Genomic DNA, 25,546 nt, shown 5'->3' with positions numbered 1-25,546 from the left:
CGCCGCTGAAGTCGGCGCTGGCATCGATGGACAGGTCGCTCTCGTCCACCACCAGGGTCGGGTACTCGGCGTCGGCCAGGCTGATGCTCGGGCCGTCGTCATGGAAGCTCAGCAGCCCGCCCATATCCAGGCTGGCACTGGCCTGGTCGCCATCGCGGTCGGTGATGGTCGCCACCAGGCTCACCGCGCCGCTGGCCAGGCTCACCGCGTCGTTCGGGTCACTGCCGTCCGGGTGTTGCAGGGCGCGCAGCTGGTCGAGGGTCACCGTGCCGCTGGCGTCCACGCTGAGGGTGAAGGCCACCACCGCCGGGTTGCCACCGACCCAGCCTTCCACCACGCCGCCATTCAGGCCCAGCACGATATTCAGGCCGCTGGCCACGTCCACCAGGCCGCTGGGGCCACCTCCGAGGCTGAAGGCGTAGCTGATGCCGCCGGCACCGTCTGCGCCGAATGCCGAGCTGAAGGCGCCGCTGAAGTCGGCGCTGGCATCGATGGACAGGTCGCTCTCGTCCACCACCAGGGTCGGGTACTCGGCGTCGGCCAGGCTGATGCTCGGGCCGTCGTCATGGAAGCTCAGCAGCCCGCCCAGATCCAGGCTGGCGCTGGCCTGGTCACCATCGCGGTCGGTGATGGTCGCCACCAGGCTCACCGCGCCGCTGGCCAGGCTCACCGCATCGTTCGGGTCACTGCCATCCGGGTGTTGCAGGGCGCGCAGCTGGTCGAGGGTCACCGTGCCGCTGGCGTCCACGCTGAGGGTGAAGGCCACCACCGCCGGGTTGCCACCGACCCAGCCTTCCACCACGCCGCCATTCAGGCCCAGCACGATGTCCAAGCCACTGGCCACGTCCACCAGGCCGCTGGGGCCACCGCCGAGGCTGAAGGCGTAGCTGATGCCGCCGGCACCGTCTGCGCCGAATGCCGAGCTGAAGGCGCCGCTGAAGTCGGCGCTGGCATCCAGCGCCAGGTTGCTTTCATCCACCACCAGGGTCGGCAGTTGAGTTTCAGCCAAATCGATGACCGGGCTATCGTCATTGACCGCAATAGACAGGCTGCCGGAGGCAGTGCTGCCGTTAGAGTCGGTAATGGTGTAGCCGAACAGGAAATTCAGGTTGTTCTCGTCACTGGTTCCCGGCAGGGGCAGTGGATGATCGAGGGGTTGCAACAGCGTGAAGGTGTATGCCCCCGTCGCCAGGTTAGTCAGCGTCAGGGTAAAAACCGTCGTTTCCCCTGCCGTGGCTGTCAGCGTCAGGCCATTTGCGCTGACGCTGTAGACCAATGCCACGCCACCGGATGTGACCGCCGGCAGACCTGCCGTACTCCAGGAGAAGCTACCGGGACCGTCCGGCCCGAAGCTGTAACCCAGCACGCCGCTGACACTTCCGCTTTCGCCTGCTATGTCATTCGGACCCCCGGGGATACCACCGGGCAGGCCTTCCTCATCCACCGCCCCGGTATCTTCGCCGGCTGTCGGCAAACCATCGACCACGATGGCGGGTGCCGGCTCGTCCGTCACGATCGGCTCTGCATCCGGAAACTCTGGGCCGGTGTTGAAGCCCTCGGTCGGGAAACCGATCACAGGGTCAAGCGCGCCACCGACCTCACTCAGCAGCACGAAGCTGTGCCCACCGCCGAGAGCACCGGCACCGCCTGCGCCACCCGCACCACCGGCACCGGGACCGGCCGCGGTGGCCTCGCCCTCGACAGTCGGGTCGACACCGGCCTCGATAGCGGCCTGCAGTTGTTCGACATCAGTCAGTTGGGAATCGGAGGGCGCCGGAGGCGTATCGCTAGGCTGGGCCGCGACAGTCGGGCCTTCACCGGCCGCGATCATCTGTTCGGTCAGAGCAAGAGAGCTGTCGCGCCCGAGCGTAAGAACCTCACCATTGCTGAGGCTAATCGCGACCGCTCCCCCGGCACCAGTAACCAGTTGCTCGCCGGCATAGACCCGATCGCCTTCGACTAGCGGTCGACGCGTTCCATCGCCGGCTACCGCATAGACTTCGCCGACAACCTGACTGACGACACCAATCAAAGTAGCCATGATTCCTTCCTCCGCACTACAGCTGCCGACCACCGTCGACACGTTTCAAAAGGGCCTAACCACCTTTCGAACCTGGGATTGCGTGCGAAGAAGAAACTGAACGGACTGAAACGGTGCGATAACCCAACTCTTGAAACGCGACAAAAAAGTGTCGCCCCAACTGCACCCGCTTACTGCCTCAGAACATCCCCGCCCCTTATGCTCCAAACTGCGATTGCCCACCTGCTTTAACTGCGAACAGAGCTGAAAGCCCCGTTTTTCGCGGCTTACACCCGAAACAATGTGCCCGATCTCACGGAGTGCATAAGACTTTTTTCTCATTAACCTTGTGCAGATTTTTTCTTAGCTACTCTTATGAATGTTCTTAGCTGTGATGTTAAAGGCTTGGGCAGGTCTCCAGGCAGAAGCGTCAGCAATTTGGCGACAGGAACCGAGCATATATAAATAAGGAGAAACCTCATGCGCGTTCTGACCCCGCTCTGTAGTGGCATCCTGCTGGCCATGGCCTGCTCCCAAGTACAGGCCATGACGCTCTCGGAGGCCATCCAGAGCACCATCGACAATCATCCCGAGCTGCACTCCAGTATGAACGACCGTCTCTCGGCGGATGAGGACGTGAAAGTCGCCAAAGGGGGCTACCTGCCGACCGTCGACCTGCTGGTAGGCTACGGCCGCGAACAAACCGACAGCCCGACTACCCGCGCGCTCGGCGACCACAACAAGGAAACCCTGAACTATCGCGATGCCGAACTGCGCCTGCGGCAGATGCTGTTCGACGGCTTCAACACCCCCAACGAGGTGGCCCGCACCGAGGCAACGGTCAACTCACGCGCCTACTACGTGCAAGCCACTGCCGAGAGCCTGGCTCTGCGCACCGTCGAGGTCTATCTGGACGTGCTCAAGCGCCGTGAGATGGTGACCCTGGCACAGAACAACCTGCAGGCCCACGAGCGGGTCAACGATCAGATCAAGCTGCGCAGCGAACGCGGTGTGGGCAGCACCGCCGACCTCGATCAGTCCGAGGCTCGTCTCGCCCTGGCCGCCAACAACCTGTACACCGAGGAAGTCAACCTGGCCGACGCCGAGGCCAACTTCTTCAGCGCCACCGGGCGCATGCCGGACGAACTGGAGCAGCCCGGCACCATCAAGGGCGAAATGCCGGAAAGCCTGGACATGGCCCGGCAGATGATGATGGACAGCAACCCCTATCTGAAATCGGCCCAGTCCGACGTGTATGCCGCCGAGAAACAATACGAAGTGGCCAAGTCGCCCTTCTACCCGCGCTTCGACCTCGAGTTGGCCACCACCGCCGACGACAACACCCAGGGCGACGAAGGCCACTACAACACCTGGCGCGCCGCCGTGGTGATGAACTACAACCTGTTCAACGGCATGCGCGACAAGGCCCGTCTGCAGGGGGCGGCGCACAAGATCAACCAGTCGATGGACATCCGCAACAACGCCTTGCGGGTACTCAACGAGAACCTGGCGCTGGCCTGGAACGCCATGGAAAACGCCCGCCTGCAGACCCCGAAGGCGCGCGACTACGCAGACTACTCCTCGCGCTCGCGTGAGGCCTACCAGCAGCAGTTCAGCCTCGGCCAGCGCACCCTGCTGGACCTGTTGGACAGCGAGAACGAACTCTTCACCGCCAACCGCCGCTACACCGAGGTGCGCTACACCGAAGAGTTCTCCATGTATCGCGCCATCGCAGCCATGGGCGAGCTGTTGAAGAAACAGAACGTCGTGGTACCGGCTGAAGCCGTAGCCCTCACCGAAGTGAAGAGCGAGGCCCGCCTGCCGGCAATGAAGTAGCCCCGGCGAAGACGCTGCCCGGCACCCGCCGGGCAGCGTCTCAGGAGTAGTGACCTTGACCACCATGGAGCGGAGACCCTCCGATGACCAGCGGCAGAGTCACGACGATCCGCTGCTGGATGGACTCCTCATTCTCTGCAACCTGCACGAATGCTCGGCCAGCCGCGCCAGCCTGACGGCGGGGCTACCCATGCCCGAGCAACGCCTCAGCCCGGAACTGCTGCCGCGTGCGGCGGCCCGCGCCGGCCTGCAGGGACGCATCCTGCGCCGTGAGCTCGCCTCCATATCACCGCTCAACCTGCCCGTGCTGTTGCTGCTCAAGGACGGCCGCAGCGCCGTGCTGCGCAAGATGGCGCCGAAGAACCAGATGCTGATCCTGCCCTGCGAGGCCGATGGCGGCGAGCAGTGGGTCAACCGTGACCACCTGGCCATCGAGTACAGCGGCCAGGCCTTCTTCGCCAAGCCGCAGCACGAGCTGGAGGATGCCCGCACCCCGTTGGTGCCACGGGTCGAGGCCTGGTTCCGCGACACCCTCAAGCTGTCGCGCTGGCTCTATACCGACGCGGTGCTGGCCAGCCTGCTGATCAACCTGCTGGGCCTGATGGTGCCGCTGTTCGTCATGCAGACCTACGACAGGGTGGTGCCCAACCAGGCCGTGGCCACCCTCTGGGTGCTGGCCATCGGCCTGTTCATCGGCACTTCCTTCGAGCTGCTGCTGCGGGTGCTGCGCGCCTATCTGCTGGACGTCGCCGGGAAGAAGACCGACGTGGTGCTGTCCGCCACCCTGTTCGAGCGCATCACCGGCATGTCGATGAAGGCCAGGCCGGCCACGGTTGGCGGCTTCGCCCAGAGCATCCACGACTTTCAGGGCCTGCGCGAGTTTCTCACCGCGGTGACCCTGACCAGCCTGATCGACCTGCCCTTCTCCCTGCTGATGATCCTGGTCATCGGCCTGCTCGGCGGCTGGCTGGTGGCCATCCCGCTGCTGGCCTTCCCCATCACGGCGCTGTTCGCCTTCATCATCCAGACCCGCCTGCGCGACACGGTGCAGAAGAGTCTGGCCCTGGGCGCCGAGCGTCAGGCCCTGCTGATCGAGACCCTCGGCGGCCTGGAAACGCTCAAGGCCTGCAGCGCGGAGAGCGAACGCCAGCACCACTGGGAGAAGACCCACGGCGCCCTCACCCGCCTCGACAGCCATGCGCGCTTCCTCGCATCCCTGGCCACCAATGGCACCCTGTTCCTGCAGCAGTTCGCCGGCATGTCCACCATAGTCGCCGGGGTCTACATCATCATCGATGGCAAGCTCAGCGTCGGCGCCCTGGTCGCCTGCTACATGCTCGGCAGCCGGGTGCTGGCGCCACTGGGGCAGATCGCCGGGCTGATCACCCGCTATCAGCAGGCACGCCTGACCATGGTCAGCACCGACGCCTTGATGGCCCTGCCACAGGAGCGCCAGCCCAAGCAGAGGCCGCTGGAGCGCACCCACCTGAAAGGCGCCCTGGATGTACGCCAAGTCAGCTTCAGCTACCCGGGGCAGAGCACGCCCGCGCTAAGCAAGGTCAGCCTGCACATGGCCACCGGCGAGCGGGTCGGCATCATCGGCCGCAGTGGCTCGGGCAAGAGCACCCTGGCGCGCCTGCTGATGAACTTCTACAGCCCGGACGAAGGCCAGATCCTGCTCGACGGTCTGGACCTGCGCCAGCTGGACGTAGCCGACCTGAGGCACCAGATCGGCTATGTCGCCCACGATCTACCGCTGCTGGCCGGCAGCCTGCGCGACAACCTGACCCTGGGCGCTCGCTATGTCAGCGACGCACGCATGCTGGAGGTGGCCGAACTGGCCGGCGTCTCCGAGCTGGCCCGGCAGCATCCGCAGGGCTTCGACCGGCCGGTGGGCGAGCGCGGCCAACTGCTCTCCGGCGGTCAGCGTCAGGCCGTGCTGCTGGCCCGCGCCCTGCTGCTCGACCCGCCGATCCTGGTACTTGACGAGCCGACCAGCGCCATGGACAACACCAGCGAGGACATCCTGCGCAACCGTCTGCAGGGCTGGTCACAGGGCAAGACCCTGCTGCTGATCACCCACCGTGCCTCCATGCTCAGCCTGGTCGACCGGCTGATCGTGCTGGACTCTGGGCACATAGTGGCCGATGGTCCGAAGGAAGCCGTGATCGATGCCTTGCGCAAGGGCCGCGTCGGCCCCGCCGCGGTCTAGCCGGAGGCAGCCATGCAACTGAACCAGGGCCTGCGCGACTACTTCGGTAGCCTGAACCGCTCTAAACCGGATACCGAGTTCATGCCCGAAGTGGATGGCGCCATCCTCGAGGACTCGCCCTGGCTGGCCCGTGCCACCGTCTGGGCGGTCACCGCCTGCCTGATCGCGGCGCTGGTCTGGGCCAAGTTCGCCGAGCTGGAAGAGGTCACCACCGGCGAAGGCAAGGCGATTCCCTCGAGCAAGGTGCAGGTGATCCAGAATCTGGAGGGCGGCATCGTCACCGAGATCTTCGTGCGCGAAGGCCAGGTGGTGGACAAGGGCGATGTGCTGCTGCGCCTGGACGCCACCCGCTTCATCTCCAACAAGGGCGAGACCGAGGCCGACCGCCTGGCCCTGCTGGCGCGGGTTGAGCGCCTCAGCGCCGAGGCCGAGGGGCGCCCCATCGCCCTGCCGGAAAGCCTGGTCAAGCAGGCGCCGCAGCTCGCCGAGGACGAACTAGCCCTGTACCGCTCGCGCCAGCAGCGCCTGGCCAGCGAGCAGAACACCCTCAATGAACAACTGCGGCAGAAGACCCAGGAACTCGCCGAGTTTCGCGCCAAGGCCCAGCAATACCGCTCCAGCCTGGGCCTGATCCAGCAGGAGCTGAACATGTCGCAGCCGCTGGTGGCCACCGGGGCGATCTCCGAGGTGGAGATACTCCGCCTGCGCCGCAGCGCGGTAGAGATGCGCGGCTCCCTGGAGGCCACCAACCTGGCCATACCCCGCGCCGAGGCGGCCATGCAGGAGATCGAGAGCAAGCTCAAGGAGTCGACCCTGGCCTTCCAGACCGAGGCGCTGAAGGAGCTCAACGAGGTGCGCACCGAGCTGACCAAGATCACTTCCACCAGCATGGCCATCGAGGACCGGGTCAGCCGCACCACAGTGGTGTCCCCCGTGCATGGGGTGATCAAGTTGCTCAAGGTCAACACCATAGGCGGCGTGGTACAGCCCGGCGACACCATACTCGAGGTGGTGCCGCTGGAAGACAACCTGCTGATCGAGGCGCGCATCCGCCCGCAGGACGTGGCCTTCCTGCACCCCGGGCAGAAGGCCATGGTCAAATTCACCGCCTACGACTACACCATCTACGGCGGACTCAAGGCCAAGCTGGAGCTGATCAGCGCCGACACCATCACCGACGAGGAAGGCAACAGCTTCTACCTGATCCAGGTACGCACCGATAAGAGCCACCTGGGCAACGACGACCACCCGCTGCTGATCATCCCCGGCATGGTCGCCACCGTGGACATAGTCACCGGCGAAAAGAGCGTGCTGGACTATCTGCTCAAACCGGTACTCAAGGCCCGTGCCGAAGCGCTGCGCGAACGCTAGAAAGGAAACCTAAGCGACTCTCCCCTCTCCCTCCGGGAGAGGGGCCGGGGGTGAGGGAGCTCTAGGCAACAGCTTCTTCGCGGGTCGCACAGCACTACGACTGCACCTCCCTCATCCGGCCTTCGGCCACCTTCTCCCGGAGGGAGAAGGAAGAGAGCCCCTACTCCAGTACCTCGACCGGCATGCCGACACGCAGCTCGCCGACCCCGCGCGGCAGCAGGTTCTGCCCGAAATACACATCACCCTCGCGCTCGCGGTAGCTCTTCAGGGTGGTCAGCGGCTCGCGGTCGGCACTGCGCTCGCCGGTCTGCGGGTCGATGGTAGTGAGAATGCAGCGGCTGCAGCCCTTGGCCACCTCGAACTCCAGCTCGCCGATGCGGATGCGCTTCCAGCCGTCTTCGGCATAGGGCGCGCTGCCCTCGATCACCAGGTTGGGACGAAAGCGCAGCATCTGCAGCGGTCGGCCGACCCGCGCCGACAGGTCGTCCAGCGAAGCCTGGCCGATCAGCAGCAGTGGAAAACCATCGGAGAAGGCCACCCTGTCGCCGGGCCGGGCGTAACCGGTGTCGACCTGGCGGGCCCGCGCCTCGGGCACCTGCACCAGGCGACAGGGCCGGCCGATGAAGGCGCTCAGCCACTCGGCCGCGGCGTCGCCGGCATCCGGCACGCGCAGGCTGTCGCGCCATACGGTGACGCCGCGCAGATCGGCGTCCGGCTGCGGCAACGCCACCTCCAGACTGCCGAAACCCGGCGCACTCAGGCTGAGCCCTCCTGCGGCGTTGTACAGCGCCGTCAGCTGGCTCATCTGCGGCAACAAACGCTGGGTCAGGAAGCGTCCGCTCTCCGGCTCCACCAGCATCCAGCGCCGGTCGCCGGCGAGGCCCAGCGCCTCCAGCGGCGAACTGGACAGACTCTCGCCGCGGGCGGACTTGAGCGGGTAACGGTAGAGGGCGGAGAGCTGCATGGGACCGGCATCCTTGAGGTTGAGATGCCGGTTATACGGGGAGCGCGACGAGCGCTCAAGCGTCGCGACGCAAACGGTCCAGGATGACGTCCACCAGCTTGTCCGGCTGGAACTTGGAAAGGAAGTTGTCGCAGCCGACCTTCTTCACCATGGCATCGTTGAAGCTGCCGGACAGCGAGGTGTGCAGCACCACGTAGAGGTCGCGCAGGCGCGGGTCGTTGCGGATCTCGGTGGTCAGGCGGTAGCCGTCCATCTCCGGCATCTCGGCGTCGGTGATCACCATCAGCAGCTTGTCGGTCATGTTCTCGCCGGCGTCGGCCCACTTCTTCAGCAAGTGCAGGCCCTTGAGGCCATCGCTGGCGGTGTGCGGGCGAATGCCCAGCTGGGTCATGGTGTCGCGCAACTGATTGAGGGCCACGCTGGAGTCGTCCACCAGCAGCACCTCGCGGCCCACGGCGCGGGCCAGCAGAGGTTCGGCCAGCTTCTCGTCGGAGACCTTGGTGTTCATCGGCGCGATCTCGGCCAACACCTTTTCCACGTCGATGATTTCGACGATCTGGTCGTCCACCTTGGTGATGGCGGTCAGGTAGTGCTGACGCCCGGCGCCCCCCGGCGGCGGCTGGATGGACTCCCAGTTGAGGTTGAGGATGCGGTCCACCCCACCGACCAGGAAGGCCTGCACCGAGCGGTTGTACTCGGTGACTATGATGGTGCTGTTCTCGTTGGGGGTCAGCGGGCGCATGCCGATGGCCTGGGACAGGTCGATCACCGGCAGGGTCTGGCCGCGCAGGTTGACCACCCCGCAGACGTAAGGATGGCGATGCGGCATCAGCGTCAGCTTGGGCAGCTGCAGGACTTCCTGCACCTTGAACACGTTGATGGCGAACAGCTGACGCCCGGCCAGGCGGAACATGAGAATCTCCAGACGGTTCTCGCCCACCAACTGCGTGCGCTGATCAACGCTATCGAGAATGCCGCCCATCGTTCACTCCTATCGTGTCTTTCGAGTCTAGCCCAGTACTACGGGACCTGGTCCAGATATCGGCCGATGGCGCCGCCGCTGAAGCCGGCCGTTTGCCATCATGCCAGTGCGTGTATCGGGGCGCCAGCGGGGGTGCCAGCGGAACTCCCCCTAGGGGCGTCTAGGGGGCTCCCCGATTTCGGCCCTGCCTGGGCGCCTCTATCGTTCATGGCATAGTCCACCGCCGGGACCCTCTCCGTGCTCGTCTACTCCCTGCTCTGGCTGGGTCTGCTGATCGCAGGCATCGGCATCTCGCTCACCCAGCCCTGGCTCGCCGCCGCCGGCCTGCTGCTTGCCGCGGGCGCTGCGCTGCCACTGCGCCCCCTGGGCCAGGCCGAGGCGCGCCAGCCCGAGGCTGCCGCCGCCCCCGAACCCGCCCCGCCGCCCTACCCGCCGCTGCTGCAGGCGGTGCTACCGGTCTGGGCGGAAAACCTCGGCCAGGTCCGCAACGTCCTGCGGGACAACATCGGCCAGCTCTTCGAACGCTTCGCGAGCCTGACCCAACGCCTGGAGCAGACCCTCGGCCACTCCGAGAGCGTGATCGGCGGCGACGGCATCGCCGCCGACCTGCGCCACACCAACCAACGCCTGGACGAAGTGTCCTCCGCCTTCCACGCAGCCGGCGAACGCAAGCACCAGCTGCTCGGCACCATCGGCAGCCTGAACCAGTTCGCCAGCGAGCTGCAGGCCATGTCCAAGCACGTCCAGGACATCGCCAGCCAGACCAACCTGCTGGCCCTCAACGCCGCCATCGAGGCGGCCCGCGCCGGGGAATACGGCCGCGGCTTCTCGGTGGTGGCCGACGAGGTACGCAAGCTGTCCAGCCTGTCGGCGGAAACCGGCCAGCGCATGGTGGAGAAGGTCAGCGAAATCAATGCCGCCATCCGCGGCACCGTCACCGCCGCGGAAGAGATGTCGGTCAGCGAGGACAGCAACCTGCAGTACCTGGACCAGGTCACCGGCGAGCTGATGAGCAGCCTGTCCGGCAATCTCGCCGAGCTGAGCGAGACCACGCGCTTGCTGCAGCAGGACCTGCGCATCACCCAGGCCGACATCCAGCAGATAGTGGTCGGCCTGCAGTTCCAGGACCGCGCCGACCAGATGCTCGACCACCTGCAGGCCGACCTGCACAGGCTCGAAGGCACCACCGCCGAGCCTCATCCCGAGCTGCAGCCCGAGCGCTGGCTGGCCGACCTGCGCCGGCGCTTCACCACCACCGAGGAGCGGCACGGCCGTCGTGCGCAGCCCCAGGACGACATCACCTTTTTCTGAGGCCCTCCCATGAGCAAGACCATCCTGATCGTCGACGACTCCCTGTCCATGCGCCAACTGGTGAAGATGACCCTCACGGGAGCCGGCCACCAGGTCATCGAGGCGGTCGATGGCCAAGACGCGCTGAACAAGCTCAACGGCCAGAAGATCAACCTGATCATCAGCGACGTGAACATGCCGAACCTGGACGGCATCGGCCTGGTGAAGGAGATCAAGACCCGCAACGAGTACCGTTTCACGCCCATCGTCATGCTCACCACCGAGGGCGAGCAGAGCAAGAAGGCCGAAGGCCAGGCGGCAGGAGCCAAGGCCTGGATCGTCAAGCCGTTCCAACCCCAGCAACTGCTCTCGGCCGTCGACAAGTTGGCCAGCTGATGTTCGCCCTGAACCAGACCACCGCCAGCGACCTCAGCCTGGCCGGCAGCCTCACCATCTATGAAGTGGCCCAGGCGCGCGACGCCCTGCTCGCGGCCTTTGCCGAAAGCCGCGATGCCAGTTGGCGCCTCGACCTGCACGAGCTGGGCGAGCTGGATAGCGCCGGTGCCCAGCTACTGCTGGCCGCCCACCGTCACCTGCGCGAAGCCGGTGGCGACCTCCAGCTGAGCGCCCTCAGCGAGGCGGCGCGCGAGCTGCTCGGACTGCTGAATCTGGGCACCCTGCTAACGGGAGAACCGCATGCTCAATGAGAACCAGTGGGGACAGCTGCTGCGCGGCTTCATCGAGGAAGGCCGCGACCTGGCCAAGCAGGCGGAGGAATACCTGCTGGCACTGGACCAGCAGCCGGACGACGAACAGGCGATCAATGGCCTGTTCCGCGCCGTACATACGCTCAAGGGGTCAGCCGGGTTGTTCACCCTGACGCCGCTGGTGAACTTCGCCCACCACCTGGAAAACCTGTTGATGGCGGTGCGCGACGGCGAGCGGCGGCTGACCCCGCCGCTGATCTCGCTGATGCTGCGCTGCATGGACGAGATCGCCTCGATGCTCGAACTGATCGACCCGGACAGCGGCGACCTGCCGGTGGACGAGGCCCATCAGGCCCAATTGCTCGATGCCCTCGCGCAGGAGACCGGCGGCCCCAGGCTGGCCGTCACCGCGCAAGAGGAAGAGAGAGCGCGCGCCGCCGATTGCAAGGTGAGCGGCGCCTGGCACATCTCCCTGCGCTTCCAGCCGGACCTGCTGCGCAACGGCTTCGATCCGGCCGCCTTCGTCCGCTATCTGGCCCGGCTGGGCGATATCCTGCATCTGGAAACCCTCGCCGAGCAGATGCCCGATCTCGCCGAGATGGACCCGGAAAGCTGCTACCTGGGCCTGGAAATCGCCCTGCACAGCGACGCCAGCAAGGTGGAGATCGAGGAGGTATTCGAGTTCATCCGCGACTTCTGCACCCTGCGCATCCTGCCGCCGAACAGCGCGCTCGGCGACTACCTGCAACTGATTCACGAGCTACCGGAAACCGATGAGCGCATCGGCCGCATCCTGATCGCCAGCGGCCTGCTCACCGAGCGCGAACTGGCCGAGGGCCTGGCCCTGCAGGCCCAGGATCGGCAGAGTGCCAAGCCGCCGCTCGGCAGCGTGCTGGTGGAGGCCGGCCTGGTCCCGCCGCAGGCAGTCAGCGCGGCACTGGCCAAGCAGCAGTCGGCCCGCGAGCGCGCGCCGCGTGAGAGCAGCCACATCCGCGTCGCCGCGCACAAGCTGGACGAGCTGATCAACCTGGTCGGCGAACTGGTGATCAGCGCCGCCGGCGCCCAGCTGCAGGCCCAGCTACAGGGCAGCACCGAGTGCATCGAGAGCAACCAGACCGTCAATAACCATGTCGAGGCCATCCGCGAGGCGGCGCTGAAGCTGCGCATGATCGAGATCGGCGACACCTTCAACCGCTTCCACCGCGTGGTACGCGATGTCAGCCAGCAACTCGGCAAGCAGATTCGCCTGGAGATTCAGGGCGCCGACACCGAGCTGGACCGCTCGGTGATCGACAAGCTGGCCGACCCGCTCACCCACCTGGTGCGTAACGCCATCGACCATGGCATCGAGTCCGCCGAGCAGCGCCTGGCCGTCGGCAAGCCCGCCGAGGGCCGGCTCGGTCTGAACGCCTACCACGACTCCGGCATGATAGTGATCGAGGTGACGGACGACGGACGCGGGCTGAACACCGAACGCATCCGCGAGAAGGCCATCGAGCGCGGGCTGATCGATGCACAGGCCGCGCTCGGCGAGGCCGACACCCATATGCTGATCTTCGCCGCCGGCTTCTCCACGGCCGATGCGGTGTCGGACCTGTCCGGGCGGGGCGTCGGCATGGACGTGGTGCGCAGCGCCATCGACGCCCTGCGCGGCAGCATCGAGATCGAGTCGCGCCCCGGCCAGGGCTGTACCTTCCGCATCCGCCTGCCGCTGACCCTGGCGATCATCGACGGCTTCCTGGTCAGTCTGGGCGACGAACACTTCGTGGTGCCGCTGGACCTGGTCACCGAATGCCTGGAGCTGGACGCACCGCTGGAGGGGCGCTACGGCTACCTCAACCTGCGCGGCCGGCCCCTGCCCTGCATCGACCTGGCGGCGCACTTCGAGCTGCCTTCGCGGCCCCATGGGCGGCGCAACATCCTGGTGGTCAACCTGGGCCGACAGCGGGCGGGGCTGATCGTCGACCGCCTGCACGGCGAACTGCAGACCGTGATCAAGCCGCTCGGCCTGCTGTTCCAGCACCTGCAGGGCATCGGCGGCTCGACCATCCTCGGCTCCGGACAGATCGCCCTGATCCTCGATGTCACCAGCCTGCTGCGCCATCTGCAACGGCAAGTCGAAGCCGAACTCAATCCCCCCCAACCGCGCGTCGAACTGACCGGCGCGTAGGAGATCCGCCATGCAATTCATCCGCAACCTGAGAATCGGCGTGCGCCTGATCGCCGGTTTCACCCTGGTGGTGCTGCTGACCGCCCTGGTTGGCGCGCTCGGCATCCTCAACCTGGCCAAGGTCAGCGAACTGTCGGATCAGATGTACGAGCGCGAAATGCTCGCTCTGGACTCCATGCAAACGGCCAACCTGAATCTGGTCTATATCGGCCGCGGACTGCGCTCCGTCCTGCTGGCCACCACGCTGCAGGATCGCGATGCCGCCCTGGCCCAGGTGCAAAACGCCATCAAGGCCATGCATGAGGCGGTGGAGAAAGCCGACCCCAGTTTCGCCAGCGCCGAGTCGCGCGCCGATCTGGAACGCCTCGGCCAACTGATGCGCGACTACGAGCAGAGCGTACAGCAGGTCATCGACAGCCATCGCGCCTCCGGCAGCCTGGCCGAGGCCAGCGCGATCGACAGCCTGATGCCGCAGTTGCGCGAGCGGGGCAGTGCCGCCGACAAGGCCATGACCGAACTGGTCGAGCACAAGAAGCAGCGCGCCAAGGAAGCCAGCGAAACCATCGCCGACATCTACCTGGGCTCGCGCACGCAGATGATCGCCCTGATCCTGATCTCCGCGCTGGTCGGCTTCGCCATCGGCATCTTCATCACCCGCAGCATCTCGCGGCCGCTGAACCGCGCCGTGAGCGTGGCCAACAGCCTGGCCGAGGGCGACCTCGGCGTGCAGGTGGTGGTCGACAGTCAGGACGAGACCGGCCGCCTTCTGACCTCCATGCAGCACATGACCGAGCGCTTGCGCAACGTCATGGCCGACGTACGCAGCGCCGCCGACTCGCTGTCCTCGGCCTCCGAGCAGGTCAGCGCCACATCCCAGTCCCTCAGCCAGGCGGCGACCGAGCAGGCCGCCAGCGTCGAAGAGACTTCCGCCTCGGTCGAGCAGATGTCCGCCTCCATCGCCCAGAACACCGACAGTGCACGGGTCACCGACGGCATCGCCGGCAAGGCCGCCAACGACGCCGTGGAAGGTGGCCGCGCCGTGCGCGAGATGGTTCAGGCCATGAAGCAGATCGCCGACAAGATCGGCATCATCGACGACATCGCCTACCAGACCAACCTGCTGGCGCTCAATGCCGCCATCGAGGCGGCGCGCGCCGGCGACCATGGCAAGGGCTTCGCCGTGGTGGCCGCCGAGGTGCGCAAGCTGGCCGAGCGCAGCCAGATTGCCGCCCAGGAGATCGGCGGCGTGGCCGGCAGCAGCGTGCAGCTGGCCGAACAGGCGGGCGCCCTGCTGGATGAAATAGTGCCGAACATCCAGAAGACCTCCGACCTGGTCCAGGAGATCACGGCCGCCTCCCAGGAGCAGAGCAGCGGCGCGGCGCAGATCAATATCGCCATGGCGCAGATGAGCCAGATCACCCAGCAGAATGCCTCGGCCTCCGAAGAGCTGGCCGCCACCTCCGAGGAGATGAACGCCCAGGCGGGCCAGCTGCTGGAGCTGATCGGCTACTTCCGCCTCGGCAACCAGAGCCCGGCGGCGAACCCGCGGCGCGTCCAGGCGCCACGCCCGAGCAACCTGCGCGAGCTGCGCCGTCCCGAACGCCAGGCCCCGGCGGCGCTGGGCGACGATGGCCAGTTCGTCAGCTTCAACTGACGGAGCGCGCCATGACCGCCCTCGAGACCCTCGACGAGCCGCTCGACTACAAGGTGCAGCACCTCTCCTTCCGGGTTCGCCAGGCGCGCTATGCACTGCCCATAGAACTGGTGCGCGAGATCATCGAATACGGCCAGGTCACCGCCGTGCCGATGATGCCGAGCTTCATCCATGGCGTGATCAACCTGCGCGGCAACGTGGTGCCGGTGCTGGACCTGGCGGCGCGCTTCGGCTTCGAGCTGACCCAGCCCGGCCGGCGCACCTGCATCGTAATCATCGAGCTGTCGCTCAATGGCGATGACCAGGCGCAGCGCACCGGCCTGGTGGTGGACGCCGTCGACGCCGTGCTGGACATCGACCCGCACGACGTGGAGCAGGCGCCGCCCTTCGGCACCGGCATCCGCACCGACTTCATCGCCGGGATGGCCCGCGACGAGCGCGGCTTCACCATCATCCTCGACGTGCGCCGGGTGCTGTCGGTCGACGACATCCGCCAGCTGAGCCTGGCGGTGCAACAGGCGAGCTGATGGCTCAACCACGACTGCCGCACCTGTCCGACGAAGATTTCCGCTACCTGCAGCAGGTCATGCTGCAGGCCTCGGGCATCCACATGGCCGAGAGCAAGCGCATGCTGGTGGCGGGGCGGCTGATGTCGCGCCTGCGCGCACTGGAGCAGGGCGACTTCTACGAGTACGTCAGCTTCCTGCGCCAGCCGGCCAACGAGGAGGAGCGCCGGCTGGTGGTCGACCTGCTGACCACCAACGAGACCTACTTCTTCCGCGAACCACAGCACTTCGCCTTTCTCGGCGACTGGGTCGCCGCCCAGCGCGGCCCGCTGCACCTGTGGAGCGCCGCCAGCTCCTCCGGGGAGGAGGCCTACAGCATGGCCATGACCCTGGCCGAGCACGCCCGCACCCCGCACTGGTCGATCTTCGCCAGCGACCTCAGCCGCCGCGTGCTGGAGCGTGCCCGGCAGGCCATCTACCCTCTCGAGCAGGCCCGGCAGTTTCCCTCCGGCTGGCTGCAGCGCCACTGCCTGCGCGGCGTCAACGAGCATCAGGGGCACTTCCGCATGAACCAGGCGATGCGTCACCGGGTGGCCTTCGCCGAACTCAACCTGATGCGCGAGCTGCCCCAGGAGGTCGGCCCGTTCAACGCGATCTTTCTGCGCAACGTGCTGATCTATTTCAACAACCCGGACAAGCTCGGCATCGTCCAGCGCCTGGTCGAGCGCCTGCGCAGCGGCGGCCTGCTGTTCATCGGCCATGCCGAAAGCCTGCAGGGCTTCAAGCTACCGCTGCGCACCCTGCGCCCCTCCGTCTTCGAGCGCCTGTGAGGCTTTCATGATCAAGGTATTCATAGTCGACGACTCGGCCCTGGTGCGTCAGGTACTGACCGCCTGCCTCGACAGCCACCCGGGCATCAGCGTGATCGGCCAGGCCGCCGACCCGCTGTTCGCCCTGGAGAAGATGAACCGGGAGTGGCCGGACGTGCTGGTGCTGGACGTGGAGATGCCGCGCATGGACGGCATCACCTTCCTGCGCAAGATCATGGCCGAGCGGCCCACGCCGGCGATCATCTGCTCCAGCCTCACCGAGAGCGGCGCGAACATTACCCTGGAGGCCCTGGCTGCCGGCGCCGTGGGGGTGTTCACCAAGGCCCGGCTGCGCCTGAAGGAGAGCCTGCAGCAGCTCGCCGGCGATCTGGCCAGGCAGATCGAGACCGCCGCCCGCAGCCGGCCGCACGCCATGCCGCGCACGGCGCCTACCCCGGTCGCTACGCCCAGCCCCGGCAAGGTCACCAGCACGACGGGCTTCGCCACCACCGACCGGGTCGTGGCCCTGGGCACCTCCACCGGCGGCACCCAGGCCCTGGAAGTGCTGCTGCGTCAGTTGCCGGAGGATTGCCCCGGCATCGTCATCGTCCAGCACATGCCGGAGAAATTCACCGCCGCCTTCGCCCAACGCCTGGACGGCCTGTGCCGCATCGAGGTGCGCGAGGCCCAGAATATGGACAGGGTGCGCACCGGCCTGGCGCTGGTGGCCCCGGGCGGGCGCCATATGCAGCTCAAGCGCAGCGGCGCGCAGTACTTCGTGGAGATCCTCGACGGTCCGCCGGTCAATCGCCACAAACCCTCGGTAGACGTGCTGTTCCGCTCGGTGGCACGGCATGCCGGGCACAACTCGCTGGGCGTCATCATGACCGGCATGGGCGACGACGGCGCCCGCGGCCTGCTGGCCATGCGCGAAGCCGGAGCCCGCACCGTGGCGCAGGACGAGGCCAGCTGCGTCGTCTTCGGCATGCCCAAGGAGGCCCTGCGCCTGGGCGCGGCGCAGCATTGCGAGACGCTGCAGGACCTGCCCAGGCTGATCGTCCAGTACGGACGCAGCGGCTGAGCGCGAATAGCGTCGGGCGAACCTTGACCACTCGGACGAATCCTTAACTACAGTATTCGTTAGCCCCCGACGTCGCCCATGGCCGACGCGGCGAATCGGGGCGCCGGGAGGGAACCGAGTATGCCTTGTATGCCTTTGCTTGAGTGCCTTGTACCGCATGCGCCAGAACACCCGGGGAGACGCTGATGAGCTGCCGTCTCCTGCTCGCGGACGACCATGCCATGATCCGCGTCGGCGTTCGCGCCATGATCAGCGAGTTGCCCGGCTTCGAGGTGGTCGGCGAAGCCGAGGACGGCCAGCAGGTGGTCGAGAAGGCGCGCGAACTGAAACCGGACATCATCCTGCTGGACATCTCGATGCGGGATGTCAGCGGGCTGGACGCCCTGCGGCCACTGGCCGAAGTGGCGCCGTCCTGCAAGGTGCTGATGCTGTCCATGCATGACGAGGCCGAGCTGGTGCTCGACTCCCTGCGCCGCGGCGCCCATGGCTATCTGCTGAAGGATGCCGCCATGGCCGAGCTGCACCTGGCCCTGCGCGCCATCGACCGCGGCGAGCGCTACCTCAGCTCGGCCATCGCCCAGGCGGTGATCGATCAGGCGCTGGCGCAGCGGGCGCCGCTAGAGCATGGCCTGACCCAGCGCCAGATCGAGATCCTGCGCCTGATCACCCGGGGCGCCGGCACCCGCAGCATAGCCAACGGCCTCGGCCTCAGCGTGAAGACGGTGGAAGCGCACCGCGCGCAGATCATGAAGCGCCTCGGCATCCACGACGTACCCGGACTGGTCTTCTACGCCCTGCGCGAGGGCATCATCAGCACCGACGACTAGGGCCCGCCGAGCAGCGGCGAGCCGTCCGGCAAGTGCAGGCGCAGTGCCGCCGCGCGCACGCCGAAGCGCGACGCGCTGCGCCGCAGCGGCTCGCCATCCAGATTGATGTCCAGGCCCTCGGGCGCCTCCACCTCCAGCCAGGGCAGGCGAGCCGTGACGGCCACCGCCTCCAGGCCGAGAATGCCACCGGACAGCAGGGTGCCCAGGGTCTGCACCGGGTCCTGGGGAGCCGGCAGGATGCAGATGTCCAGCCGGCCGTCGTCGATGCACGCCTGCGGACACAACAGATGGCCGCCTCCGGCCTGCCGACCGTTGCCGATGCCGAGGGCGAGAAACTCGCCCTCCCAGGCGAAACCGGGCCCGCGGAAACGGCCGAAGGCCGAGTGCACCTCGGTGAAGCGGCTCAAGCCGGTGAGAAAGTAGGCCGCACCGCCGAGCAGGCGCTTCAGCTCTTCCGGCGTATGGGCCGTCACCTTGGAGCCGAAACCGCCGGTGGCCATGTTGAGAAACAGCTGGCCGTCCATCTCACCCAGATCGACCGCGACCGCCGGGCGCTCGAGCAAGGCCAGGGCGGCCTCGGCCGCCTGGGGGATGCCGGCGGCGTGGCAGAAGTCGTTGGCCGTGCCCAACGGCAACAACGCCAGGCTGGCCTGGCCACCGCTCAGCGCCAGGGCCTCGGCCACCTCGCGCAGGGTACCGTCGCCACCGCCGGCGATCAGCCTCGGGTAGCCGGCGGCCAGGGCCTCGTCGACCAGGCGCGCGGCATCGCCGCCCTCCCAGGTCAGGCGCACGGCCAGTTGCCAACCGCTGTCGCGCAGCGCCTGCACGGCGGCGCGCACCTCCTCGTTCTGGGCCTGCTTGCCATGCAGAATCAACAGCGCCTTGCGCTCGCTCACGGCTCGTCCCTCCGGCTGCTCTCCCGAGTACAGCAGACCGCCGGAGAGGAGCGAAAGTTTAGGCCGGGTAGCCGGTGATCTCGCGGATGCTGCCGTACAGCGGCTTGAGCTGCTTGTACATGCGCAGGTAGACCTCGCGATACAGGCGCTCGTACACCGCCACCGCCTGCGGGTTGGGCTGGAACACCCGGCCGACGCGGGTCATGGCGGCGATGGCGGTGGGGAAGTCCGGGTGCAGGCCGAGGCCGACGGCGCAGTCGATGGCCGCGCCCAGGCCGGAGGTCTCGTACAGGTGCGGGCGCTCGGCCGGCAGGTTGAAGATGTCGGCGGTCAGCTGCATCGCCGCATCGCTCTGCGAGCCGCCGCCGGAGATGCGCAGGCGGCGGATGCGCGTACCGGAGCGCTTCTCGATGCGCTCCTTGCCCTGGCGCAGGGCGTAGGCCAGGCCTTCGAGGATGGCGCGATAGAGGTGGGCGCGGGTGTGCACATCGCCGAAGCCGATGATCGAGCCCTTGGCCTCCAGCCCCGGCTCGCGGATGCCCGGCGACCAGAACGGCTGCAGCATCAGGCCCATGGAGCCCGGCGGCACGCTCTCCACCAGCTCGTCGAACAGGGTCTCGGCCGCCACCCCCAGCTCCAGGCCGCGCTGGCGCTCGGCGTGGCCGAACTGCTCCTTGAACCAGCTGACCATCCAGAAGCCACGGAACACCATGACCTCGGTGTTGTAATGGTCGGGGATCGCCGCCGGATACGGCGGAATCAGCGGGATGGTCTCCAGGTACCTGGCCCGCGTGGTGTTGATGGTCGCCGTGGTGCCGTAGGACAGGCACGCCGTGCTCGGCTCCACGCCGCCGGCGCCTATCACCTCGCAGGCCTTGTCCGAGGCCGCGGCGATCAGCGGCAGGCCCTCGGGAATGCCGGTGTGTCGGCTGGCCTCGGCGCTGATGGCGCCGAGGCGTTCGCCCGGCTTGACCAGCTCCGGCAGCATCTGCGGGCGCACCGGCATGGCCTGCCACTTCCAGTCGCTGGGCCCCGCCCAGCACAGGCGCTTGTAGTCGAACGGCAGGTAGGCCACGCAACTGCCCACCGAGTCGGCGAAGCGCCCGCACAGGCGGTGGGTGAGAAAGCCCGACAGGAGCAGGAACTTGTGCGTGCGCGCCCACAGGTCCGGCTGCTGCTGGGCGATCCAGTTGGCCTCGGCCTGGCTGCGGAAATGGTCGATGGTCTCATCGATGCGGATCAGCTTGAACAGCCAGCCCCAGGGCCCCTCGATGCCCCCCTCGACCTCGGCGCGGCGCTGATCCAGCCAGAGGATGGCCGGGCGCAGCGGCCTGCCGGCCTCGTCCACGTTGATCAGGGTGCCGCGCTGGGTGGTCAGCGACACGCCGGCGATCCGGCTCCTGTCGATCTCGACGCTGGCCCACAGGCGGCGACAGGCCTCGCCCAGGCTCTCCCAGTAATACTCCGGGTCCTGTTCGGCCCAGCCGGGATGCTCGGAGTAGTAGGGTTCCAGCTCTACCTTGCCCTTGCCGAGCAGATTGCCGGCCAGGTCGAAGAGCAGCGCGCGCACGCTCTGGGTGCCGTTGTCGATGGCCAGCAGATAGTTCTTGTCGTTCACACGGAAGCCCTTTTGATCTGTAGTAGCGAGGGACGCGCCTACTCCGGCAGGCTGTAGCAGTCGCGCCACAGCTGCAGATAGCGTTGTTGTTCCTCATCCCAGCGCGCATCGCTCCAACCCAGACGCGCCTGGCACAGCTCGCGGATGCGCGGCAGCTCGGCCGCCGCACCGTGCGCCAGGAGCAGGCCGATGCGCGTGCGGCGCAGCAGCAGATCGTCCAGATGCAGCACCAGCTCACCTTCGCAGGCCAGGGCCAGCTCGGCCCAGAGCGTGGCGCTGGCGCCTATGCATTGCGCGCCGACCTCATTAAGCAGTTCGGCCAGACGCGGCAGCGCGCGGCCATGGCGACCGGCCAGGCGGCGCTGCTGGCTCAGGCACAGGCCCGGCAGCGCCACTGCCGGCGGCGCATGGAAGACCGCCTGGCCGATGTCCGCCACCTCGCGGCCGAGCATGGGCGCGCAGGCGCGCAGCACTTCCAAGGCCAGCAGGCGGAAGGTGGTCAGCTTGCCACCGGCCAGGGTCACGCAGCCGGGATCGACCCACAGGGCGTGCTCGCGCTTCTCGTCCGAAGGCTTCCTGCCGGCGCCCTGCTCCTCGCTGACCACCGGGCGCACCCCGGCCCAGCTGGACAGCACGTCGGCACGGCCCACGCCGGCATGCGGGAACGCGTTGGCGCAGGCCGCCAGCAGATACTCGACCTCCTCGTCGCTGATGCGCGCATCGCGGTTCAGCGCCTCGCCATGGTCCAGATCGGTGGTGCCGATCACCGTGGCGCCTTCCCAGGGGAAAACGAACACCGGACGCTGGTCGGCCGGGTGCATGAAGCTGATGGCCTGGGCCACCGGCAGGCGCCAGGCCGGCAGCAGCAGGTGGCTGCCGCGCAGCGGGCGGATATGCTCCAGGCCGTTCCTGCTTCTCAGCTCGTCGGCCCAGGCACCGGTGGCCTGGGCCACGACGCGGGCGCGGAAGGCGAAGCGTCGGCCGCTCTCGGCATCCTCGGCCGTCAGCCCGCTCACGCGGCCATTGTCGCGGCACAGCTCGACCACGCGCAGGCCATTGAGCGCCTCGCCGCCGTCCGCGCGCGCCTCCTGCAGCACGCGCATCACCAGGCGGGCATCGTCGGTGACCGCATCGAGGAAGCGGGTGGCCCCGAGCAGCTCGGCATCGCGCAGCCCCGGCGCCAGGTAGTGCAGCTCTCCGGCCGGGTGGTAGCGATGCAGGCGCTGGCCGGCCAGGGCGTCGTAGACGCCGAGCAGGCCGCCGAACACGCGGGGGCCGGGAAACTGGCCGCGATAGTGGGGGAACAGGAACGGCAGCGCATCGACCAGGCCCGGCGCCTCGCCGAGCAGGCGCTGGCGCTCGCGCACCGAGTCGCGGGTCAGCCCCAGCTGGCCCTTGGCGATATAGCGCAGGCCGCCGTGGACCATCTTCGAGGAGCGGCTGGAGGTGCCCCAGGCGAAGTCGCGCTGCTCCAGCAGCAGGCAGCGCCAGCCGCGCCGCGCCGCCTCGCGCAGGATGCCGGCGCCGCTGATGCCGCCGCCGATCACAATCAGGTCCCAGTCGCGCGCCGCCAGCTCGGGCAGCGCCGTCTCGCGCCAGGCGGCGTTCCAGGCTGGCATTATCGAAACCCTTGAAGAAGCCGTCGCGAGCGCCCCGAGAGCAAGGCGGACGGAGCGCAGCGACGAGACATATCAAGTCGATAGGCGAGGAGCGAGCACCGCCTCACAGCCGCTTGCGGCTGAACTGCCACAGGCAGGCCCGCAGGGCGAGCGCAGCGAGTCACGCAGCTATCGGGGCGCGCAGTAGGCTTATTCATGGGTTTCCAGCAGCACGCCGGGGGCGAGGCGCTGCTCGGGGTCGAAGTGCCTGGCCATGGCCTTGAGCGCCGCCATGCCCAGCTCGCCCTTCTCCACCGTCAGATACGCCGCATGGTCGCGCCCCACGCCATGCTGGTGGCTGATGGTGCCGTGGTTGAGGGCGATGGTCTGGCTGGCCGCATGCTTGAGCCTGGCCCAGCGCGCCTCGGTCTGGGCGTAGTCGTCGCCCGGGCGGAACACGTAGGTGGTGTAGATGCTCGACCCCTGGCCATAGACATGCGACAGGTGGGTGAACACATGGACCCTCTCGCCCTCCTCGGCCAGCCCCTGGCGCAGGCTGTCCTCGACCCGGTTCAGCAGGTTGTCGACGTTGTGCCAGTCGGTGGCGGTCTCCAGGGTGTCCACCGCGTAGCCGGCCTCCCACAGACCATGGCGCAAATAGGGGAAGCGGAAGCGGTTCTGCGCCCACTTCTTGCCCAGCAGGGTGCCGGTGAACACGCCGCCGAACCCCTTCAGCAGCTTTTTCGCCTGTTTCACCGACAGGGCGTTCTGGCTGCGGTTGCCGGTGACGCCGAAGGTCAGCATGCACTTGCCGGCGCGGGCGCCGCGCAGGGCCAGGTATTTTTCCAGCAGGGCGATCTGCTCGGGGTGGCCGGCCAGGGCCAGCTGGGTCTCGGTCTCGATGGCGTTGGACAGGCGCAGCATGGACAGCGGAATGCGCGCCTGCACCAGGGCGCGAATGCCGGCCAGGGCCTGCTGCCAGCTGGGCAGGAACACGGCGAAGAACTTCTCCTGCTCGGCCAGCCTGGTCACCCGCACCTTGACCTCGGAGATCACCCCGAAGCGGCCCTCGCTGCCGAGGATCAGCTCGCGCAGATCGGGGCCGGCGGCCGAGGCCGGGAAAGTCGGGATGTCCAGGGTGCCGGCGAAAGTCTCGACCTTGCCGCCGGCGAACAGCTGCTCGATGCGCCCGTAGCGCAGCGACTGCTGGCCGCTGGAGCGGCTGGCGACCCAGCCGCCGAGGGTGGACAGCTCCCAGGACTGCGGGAAATGGCCGAGGGTGTAGCCACGCGCGCGCAGTTGCGCCTCCACCTGCGGGCCGTTGGCACCGGGGCCGAAGGTGGCGATCTGGCTCTCCTCGTCCAGATCGAGCAGGCGCGTCATGCGCTCCAGCGACAAGGTCAGCACCGCCTTGGCCCCGGCCACCGGGTTGATATGCCCGGCCACCGAAGTGCCGCCGCCGTAGGGGATGACGATGGCGTCCTGCTGCCGGGCCCAGGCCAGCAGCTCGCGAATCTGCGCCGGCGTCTCCGGCAGCGCCACGCCGTCGGGGAACACACCGAACTCGCCGGAGCGCATGGCCAGCCAGTCCGGCAGGCTCTGGCCACGGGCGTGGCGCACGCGCACTTCGGCATCGACGCTGACCAGCGGATGGCGCAGCACCAGGCGCGACTGCGGCACCCGCGCCAGCACCTGCGCCAGGGTGGCGTCGGGCAGGCGCCGGCCGGCGCCGATGCGCTCCTCGAGGAAGGCCGCGCCATGCGCCGGCAGCTCCACCACGGTGGCCTCGTCGCCCCATCCGTTCCAACGTCTCATGCTCGGTCCTGCCTATTCCGGTCGTTCTCGATGGCTGCCTATACTAGCCAGCCGCCCTGCCCGGTCACTGTCGAATCGGGCCAGCGACTGTCGCCAATCAAGACAAGCAGAACAACAAGAAAACATGCTGACCCTCGGCTATACCTCGGTTCCCGCCCTGCTCAAGTACCTGCGCCACGCCGAAGCCCTCGGCCTGGACCTGGAGGCCGCGCGCGCCGCCGCCGGCGTGACCCTGGATGACCTGGCCGACAACGGCCGGCGCATTCCCAGCGAGGCGCACGAGCGCCTGCTGCAGCACCTGACGCAGGTCTCAGGCGACCCGCTGTTCGGCCTGCATGCGGCGCGCTACGTGCAGCCCGGCTCCTGGAGCGTGCTCGGCTACATCACCATGAACTGCGCCACCCTGGGCGAGGCCATGGGCCGCATCGTGCCCTATGAGAAGCTGGTCGGCGACATGGGCACCAGCCGCCTGGAGACGGTCGGCGACCATGTGCGGCTGATCTGGAACTGCCGCCACCAGAGCCCCGGCATCCGCCGCCATATGGTGGAGAACGTGCTGGCCTCCTGGCTGCTCTACGCGCGCTGGATCGCCGAGATGGACGAGTCACCGCGCGAGGTGTGGTTCGAGCACCAGCGCCCCGCCGAGGCGCCGCAGGCGGACTACGAGGCCGTGTTCGGTTGCCCCGTGCTGTTCGGCCAGAGCTGCAATGCCCTGCTGGTGCCACTGGACTACCTGGCCATTCCCCTGCGCCAGGCCGACGCCAACCTGCTGCGCACCCTGGAAGAGCACGCGCTGACCATGATGGCCGGCCTGGACGACGACGAGCCCCTGCCGCTACGGGTGAAGAACGCCCTGCGCCTGCTGCTCAAGGACGGCCTGCCGCGCAAGGAGAAGGTCGCCGAGAAGTTCCACATGACGGTGCGCACCCTGCAGCGCCACCTGCAGCAGGCCGGCACCAGCTACCAGGAGATTCTCGACCAGCTGCGCCAGGAACTGGCCGAGCATTACCTGCTGCGCAGCGACCTGGCGATCCAGGACATCGCCAGCTACCTCGGCTTCACCGAATCGCGCTCATTCCACCGCAGCTTCAAGGCCTGGACGGGGATGACCCCGGGCGAATACCGCGAAAAGCGCAAGGGCGCGCCGCTGTAGGGTGGGTCGGACCGCGCAGGCTAGCCGCATAACGGCG

At 67.6% G+C, this 25,546-nt stretch carries 21 protein-coding genes; 14 read left to right on the top strand and 7 right to left on the bottom strand.

Features of this window, described 5'->3' with window-relative positions; translation table 11 throughout:
* Positions 1 to 1,009, bottom strand: a 1,009-nt coding sequence (locus AAFN46_RS05175; RefSeq protein WP_347807617.1) for a DUF5801 repeats-in-toxin domain-containing protein, incomplete at its 3' end; no start/stop codon positions are given.
* On the opposite strand from AAFN46_RS05175, the gene AAFN46_RS05170 reads away from it, so the two are divergent.
* The 4 genes from AAFN46_RS05170 to AAFN46_RS05155 all read left to right on the top strand — a co-directional run bounded on the left by AAFN46_RS05170 (position 995) and on the right by AAFN46_RS05155 (position 7,439).
* Positions 995 to 1,963, top strand: a complete 969-nt coding sequence (locus AAFN46_RS05170) for a hypothetical protein (protein ID WP_347807616.1) — start codon at positions 995 to 997, stop codon at positions 1,961 to 1,963. The genes AAFN46_RS05175 and AAFN46_RS05170 overlap by 15 nt on opposite strands.
* Positions 1,964 to 2,500: 537 nt before the next feature.
* Positions 2,501 to 3,856 carry a TolC family outer membrane protein gene (locus tag AAFN46_RS05165; protein ID WP_347807615.1) on the top strand — a complete coding sequence of 452 codons (1,356 nt, stop codon included), beginning with the start codon at positions 2,501 to 2,503 and terminating at the stop codon, positions 3,854 to 3,856.
* Positions 3,857 to 3,920: 64 nt separating this feature from the next.
* Positions 3,921 to 6,068 carry a type I secretion system permease/ATPase gene (locus tag AAFN46_RS05160; protein ID WP_347807625.1) on the top strand — a complete coding sequence of 716 codons (2,148 nt, stop codon included), beginning with the start codon at positions 3,921 to 3,923 and terminating at the stop codon, positions 6,066 to 6,068.
* Positions 6,069 to 6,080: 12 nt separating this feature from the next.
* Positions 6,081 to 7,439: an HlyD family type I secretion periplasmic adaptor subunit gene (locus AAFN46_RS05155; RefSeq protein WP_347807614.1), complete on the top strand. Its 1,359-nt coding sequence runs from the start codon at positions 6,081 to 6,083 to the stop codon at positions 7,437 to 7,439.
* Between the two features lie 160 nt (positions 7,440 to 7,599).
* On the opposite strand, the gene AAFN46_RS05150 is transcribed toward AAFN46_RS05155, so the two are convergent.
* Entirely contained in the window at positions 7,600 to 8,403 is an 804-nt protein-coding gene (locus AAFN46_RS05150) for an MOSC domain-containing protein (protein WP_347807613.1), read from the bottom strand.
* Positions 8,404 to 8,458: 55 nt separating this feature from the next.
* The gene (locus AAFN46_RS05145) at positions 8,459 to 9,385 is read right to left on the bottom strand and encodes a chemotaxis protein CheV (protein WP_347807612.1); all 927 of its coding nucleotides are present in this window, start codon (positions 9,383 to 9,385) and stop codon (positions 8,459 to 8,461) included.
* Positions 9,386 to 9,622: 237 nt separating this feature from the next.
* On the opposite strand from AAFN46_RS05145, the gene AAFN46_RS05140 reads away from it, so the two are divergent.
* The 9 genes from AAFN46_RS05140 to AAFN46_RS05100 all read left to right on the top strand — a co-directional run bounded on the left by AAFN46_RS05140 (position 9,623) and on the right by AAFN46_RS05100 (position 18,429).
* Entirely contained in the window at positions 9,623 to 10,696 is a 1,074-nt protein-coding gene (locus tag AAFN46_RS05140; RefSeq protein ID WP_347807611.1) for a methyl-accepting chemotaxis protein, read from the top strand.
* Between the two features lie 9 nt (positions 10,697 to 10,705).
* A complete protein-coding gene (locus tag AAFN46_RS05135) occupies positions 10,706 to 11,071 on the top strand; it encodes a response regulator (protein WP_347807610.1) in 366 nt (121 codons plus the stop codon).
* Complete coding sequence (locus AAFN46_RS05130; protein ID WP_347807609.1) at positions 11,071 to 11,382, top strand: STAS domain-containing protein; 312 nt, start codon at positions 11,071 to 11,073, stop codon at positions 11,380 to 11,382. The genes AAFN46_RS05135 and AAFN46_RS05130 overlap by 1 nt, the downstream gene beginning before the upstream one ends.
* Positions 11,372 to 13,552, top strand: a complete 2,181-nt coding sequence (locus tag AAFN46_RS05125; protein ID WP_347807608.1) for a chemotaxis protein CheA — start codon at positions 11,372 to 11,374, stop codon at positions 13,550 to 13,552. Before AAFN46_RS05130 ends, AAFN46_RS05125 begins: the two co-directional genes overlap by 11 nt.
* Before the next feature lie 10 nt (positions 13,553 to 13,562).
* A complete protein-coding gene (locus tag AAFN46_RS05120; RefSeq protein WP_347807607.1) occupies positions 13,563 to 15,206 on the top strand; it encodes a methyl-accepting chemotaxis protein in 1,644 nt (547 codons plus the stop codon).
* 11 nt (positions 15,207 to 15,217) lie between these two features.
* Positions 15,218 to 15,733 (top strand): chemotaxis protein CheW, encoded by a 516-nt coding sequence (locus tag AAFN46_RS05115; protein ID WP_347807606.1) that lies wholly within the window; start codon positions 15,218 to 15,220, stop codon positions 15,731 to 15,733.
* Positions 15,733 to 16,542, top strand: a complete 810-nt coding sequence (locus tag AAFN46_RS05110; RefSeq protein WP_347807605.1) for a CheR family methyltransferase — start codon at positions 15,733 to 15,735, stop codon at positions 16,540 to 16,542. Before AAFN46_RS05115 ends, AAFN46_RS05110 begins: the two co-directional genes overlap by 1 nt.
* A gap of 7 nt (positions 16,543 to 16,549) precedes the next feature.
* Positions 16,550 to 17,602, top strand: coding sequence for a chemotaxis response regulator protein-glutamate methylesterase (locus AAFN46_RS05105; protein ID WP_347807604.1), 1,053 nt, complete (start codon positions 16,550 to 16,552; stop codon positions 17,600 to 17,602).
* 185 nt (positions 17,603 to 17,787) lie between these two features.
* Positions 17,788 to 18,429: a response regulator transcription factor gene (locus AAFN46_RS05100; RefSeq protein ID WP_347807603.1), complete on the top strand. Its 642-nt coding sequence runs from the start codon at positions 17,788 to 17,790 to the stop codon at positions 18,427 to 18,429.
* Here the strand turns inward: AAFN46_RS05100 and yegS are convergent.
* From yegS to AAFN46_RS05080, 4 genes are all read right to left on the bottom strand, one after another.
* Positions 18,426 to 19,325: a lipid kinase YegS gene (gene yegS, locus AAFN46_RS05095; protein WP_347807602.1), complete on the bottom strand. Its 900-nt coding sequence runs from the start codon at positions 19,323 to 19,325 to the stop codon at positions 18,426 to 18,428. The genes AAFN46_RS05100 and yegS overlap by 4 nt on opposite strands.
* Positions 19,326 to 19,383: 58 nt before the next feature.
* Complete coding sequence (locus AAFN46_RS05090) at positions 19,384 to 20,943, bottom strand: FGGY-family carbohydrate kinase (RefSeq protein WP_347807601.1); 1,560 nt, start codon at positions 20,941 to 20,943, stop codon at positions 19,384 to 19,386.
* A gap of 38 nt (positions 20,944 to 20,981) precedes the next feature.
* Positions 20,982 to 22,562 (bottom strand): glycerol-3-phosphate dehydrogenase/oxidase, encoded by a 1,581-nt coding sequence (locus AAFN46_RS05085; protein ID WP_347807600.1) that lies wholly within the window; start codon positions 22,560 to 22,562, stop codon positions 20,982 to 20,984.
* Between the two features lie 189 nt (positions 22,563 to 22,751).
* On the bottom strand, positions 22,752 to 24,356 hold the full coding sequence (locus AAFN46_RS05080; protein WP_347807599.1) for an FAD-binding oxidoreductase: 1,605 nt from the start codon (positions 24,354 to 24,356) through the stop codon (positions 22,752 to 22,754).
* Between the two features lie 124 nt (positions 24,357 to 24,480).
* On the opposite strand from AAFN46_RS05080, the gene AAFN46_RS05075 reads away from it, so the two are divergent.
* The gene (locus AAFN46_RS05075) at positions 24,481 to 25,509 is read left to right on the top strand and encodes an AraC family transcriptional regulator (protein WP_347807598.1); all 1,029 of its coding nucleotides are present in this window, start codon (positions 24,481 to 24,483) and stop codon (positions 25,507 to 25,509) included.
* The last annotated feature ends 37 nt before the right edge of the window (positions 25,510 to 25,546 follow it).

Source organism: Pseudomonas sp. CAU 1711 (genome assembly GCF_039888625.1).
Classification (GTDB): Bacteria; Pseudomonadota; Gammaproteobacteria; order Pseudomonadales; family Pseudomonadaceae; genus Aquipseudomonas.
Note: the sequence above shows the minus strand (reverse complement) of the source record. Positions and strands in the feature narration are given on the sequence as shown.

Excerpts from the sequence above, each read along its gene's own strand:
- AAFN46_RS05125 (WP_347807608.1), top strand. The coding sequence starts at position 11,372 with ATGCTCAATGAGAACCAGTGGGGACAGCTGCTGCGCGGCTTCATCGAG.
- AAFN46_RS05150 (WP_347807613.1), bottom strand. The coding sequence starts at position 8,403 with ATGCAGCTCTCCGCCCTCTACCGTTACCCGCTCAAGTCCGCCCGCGGC.
- AAFN46_RS05160 (WP_347807625.1), top strand. The coding sequence starts at position 3,921 with ATGGAGCGGAGACCCTCCGATGACCAGCGGCAGAGTCACGACGATCCG.
- AAFN46_RS05115 (WP_347807606.1), top strand. The coding sequence starts at position 15,218 with ATGACCGCCCTCGAGACCCTCGACGAGCCGCTCGACTACAAGGTGCAG.
- AAFN46_RS05110 (WP_347807605.1), top strand. The coding sequence starts at position 15,733 with ATGGCTCAACCACGACTGCCGCACCTGTCCGACGAAGATTTCCGCTAC.
- AAFN46_RS05165 (WP_347807615.1), top strand. The coding sequence starts at position 2,501 with ATGCGCGTTCTGACCCCGCTCTGTAGTGGCATCCTGCTGGCCATGGCC.
- AAFN46_RS05130 (WP_347807609.1), top strand. The coding sequence starts at position 11,071 with ATGTTCGCCCTGAACCAGACCACCGCCAGCGACCTCAGCCTGGCCGGC.
- AAFN46_RS05075 (WP_347807598.1), top strand. The coding sequence starts at position 24,481 with ATGCTGACCCTCGGCTATACCTCGGTTCCCGCCCTGCTCAAGTACCTG.
- AAFN46_RS05145 (WP_347807612.1), bottom strand. The coding sequence starts at position 9,385 with ATGGGCGGCATTCTCGATAGCGTTGATCAGCGCACGCAGTTGGTGGGC.
- AAFN46_RS05100 (WP_347807603.1), top strand. The coding sequence starts at position 17,788 with ATGAGCTGCCGTCTCCTGCTCGCGGACGACCATGCCATGATCCGCGTC.
- AAFN46_RS05080 (WP_347807599.1), bottom strand. The coding sequence starts at position 24,356 with ATGAGACGTTGGAACGGATGGGGCGACGAGGCCACCGTGGTGGAGCTG.
- AAFN46_RS05120 (WP_347807607.1), top strand. The coding sequence starts at position 13,563 with ATGCAATTCATCCGCAACCTGAGAATCGGCGTGCGCCTGATCGCCGGT.
- AAFN46_RS05105 (WP_347807604.1), top strand. The coding sequence starts at position 16,550 with ATGATCAAGGTATTCATAGTCGACGACTCGGCCCTGGTGCGTCAGGTA.
- AAFN46_RS05135 (WP_347807610.1), top strand. The coding sequence starts at position 10,706 with ATGAGCAAGACCATCCTGATCGTCGACGACTCCCTGTCCATGCGCCAA.
- AAFN46_RS05085 (WP_347807600.1), bottom strand. The coding sequence starts at position 22,562 with ATGCCAGCCTGGAACGCCGCCTGGCGCGAGACGGCGCTGCCCGAGCTG.
- AAFN46_RS05155 (WP_347807614.1), top strand. The coding sequence starts at position 6,081 with ATGCAACTGAACCAGGGCCTGCGCGACTACTTCGGTAGCCTGAACCGC.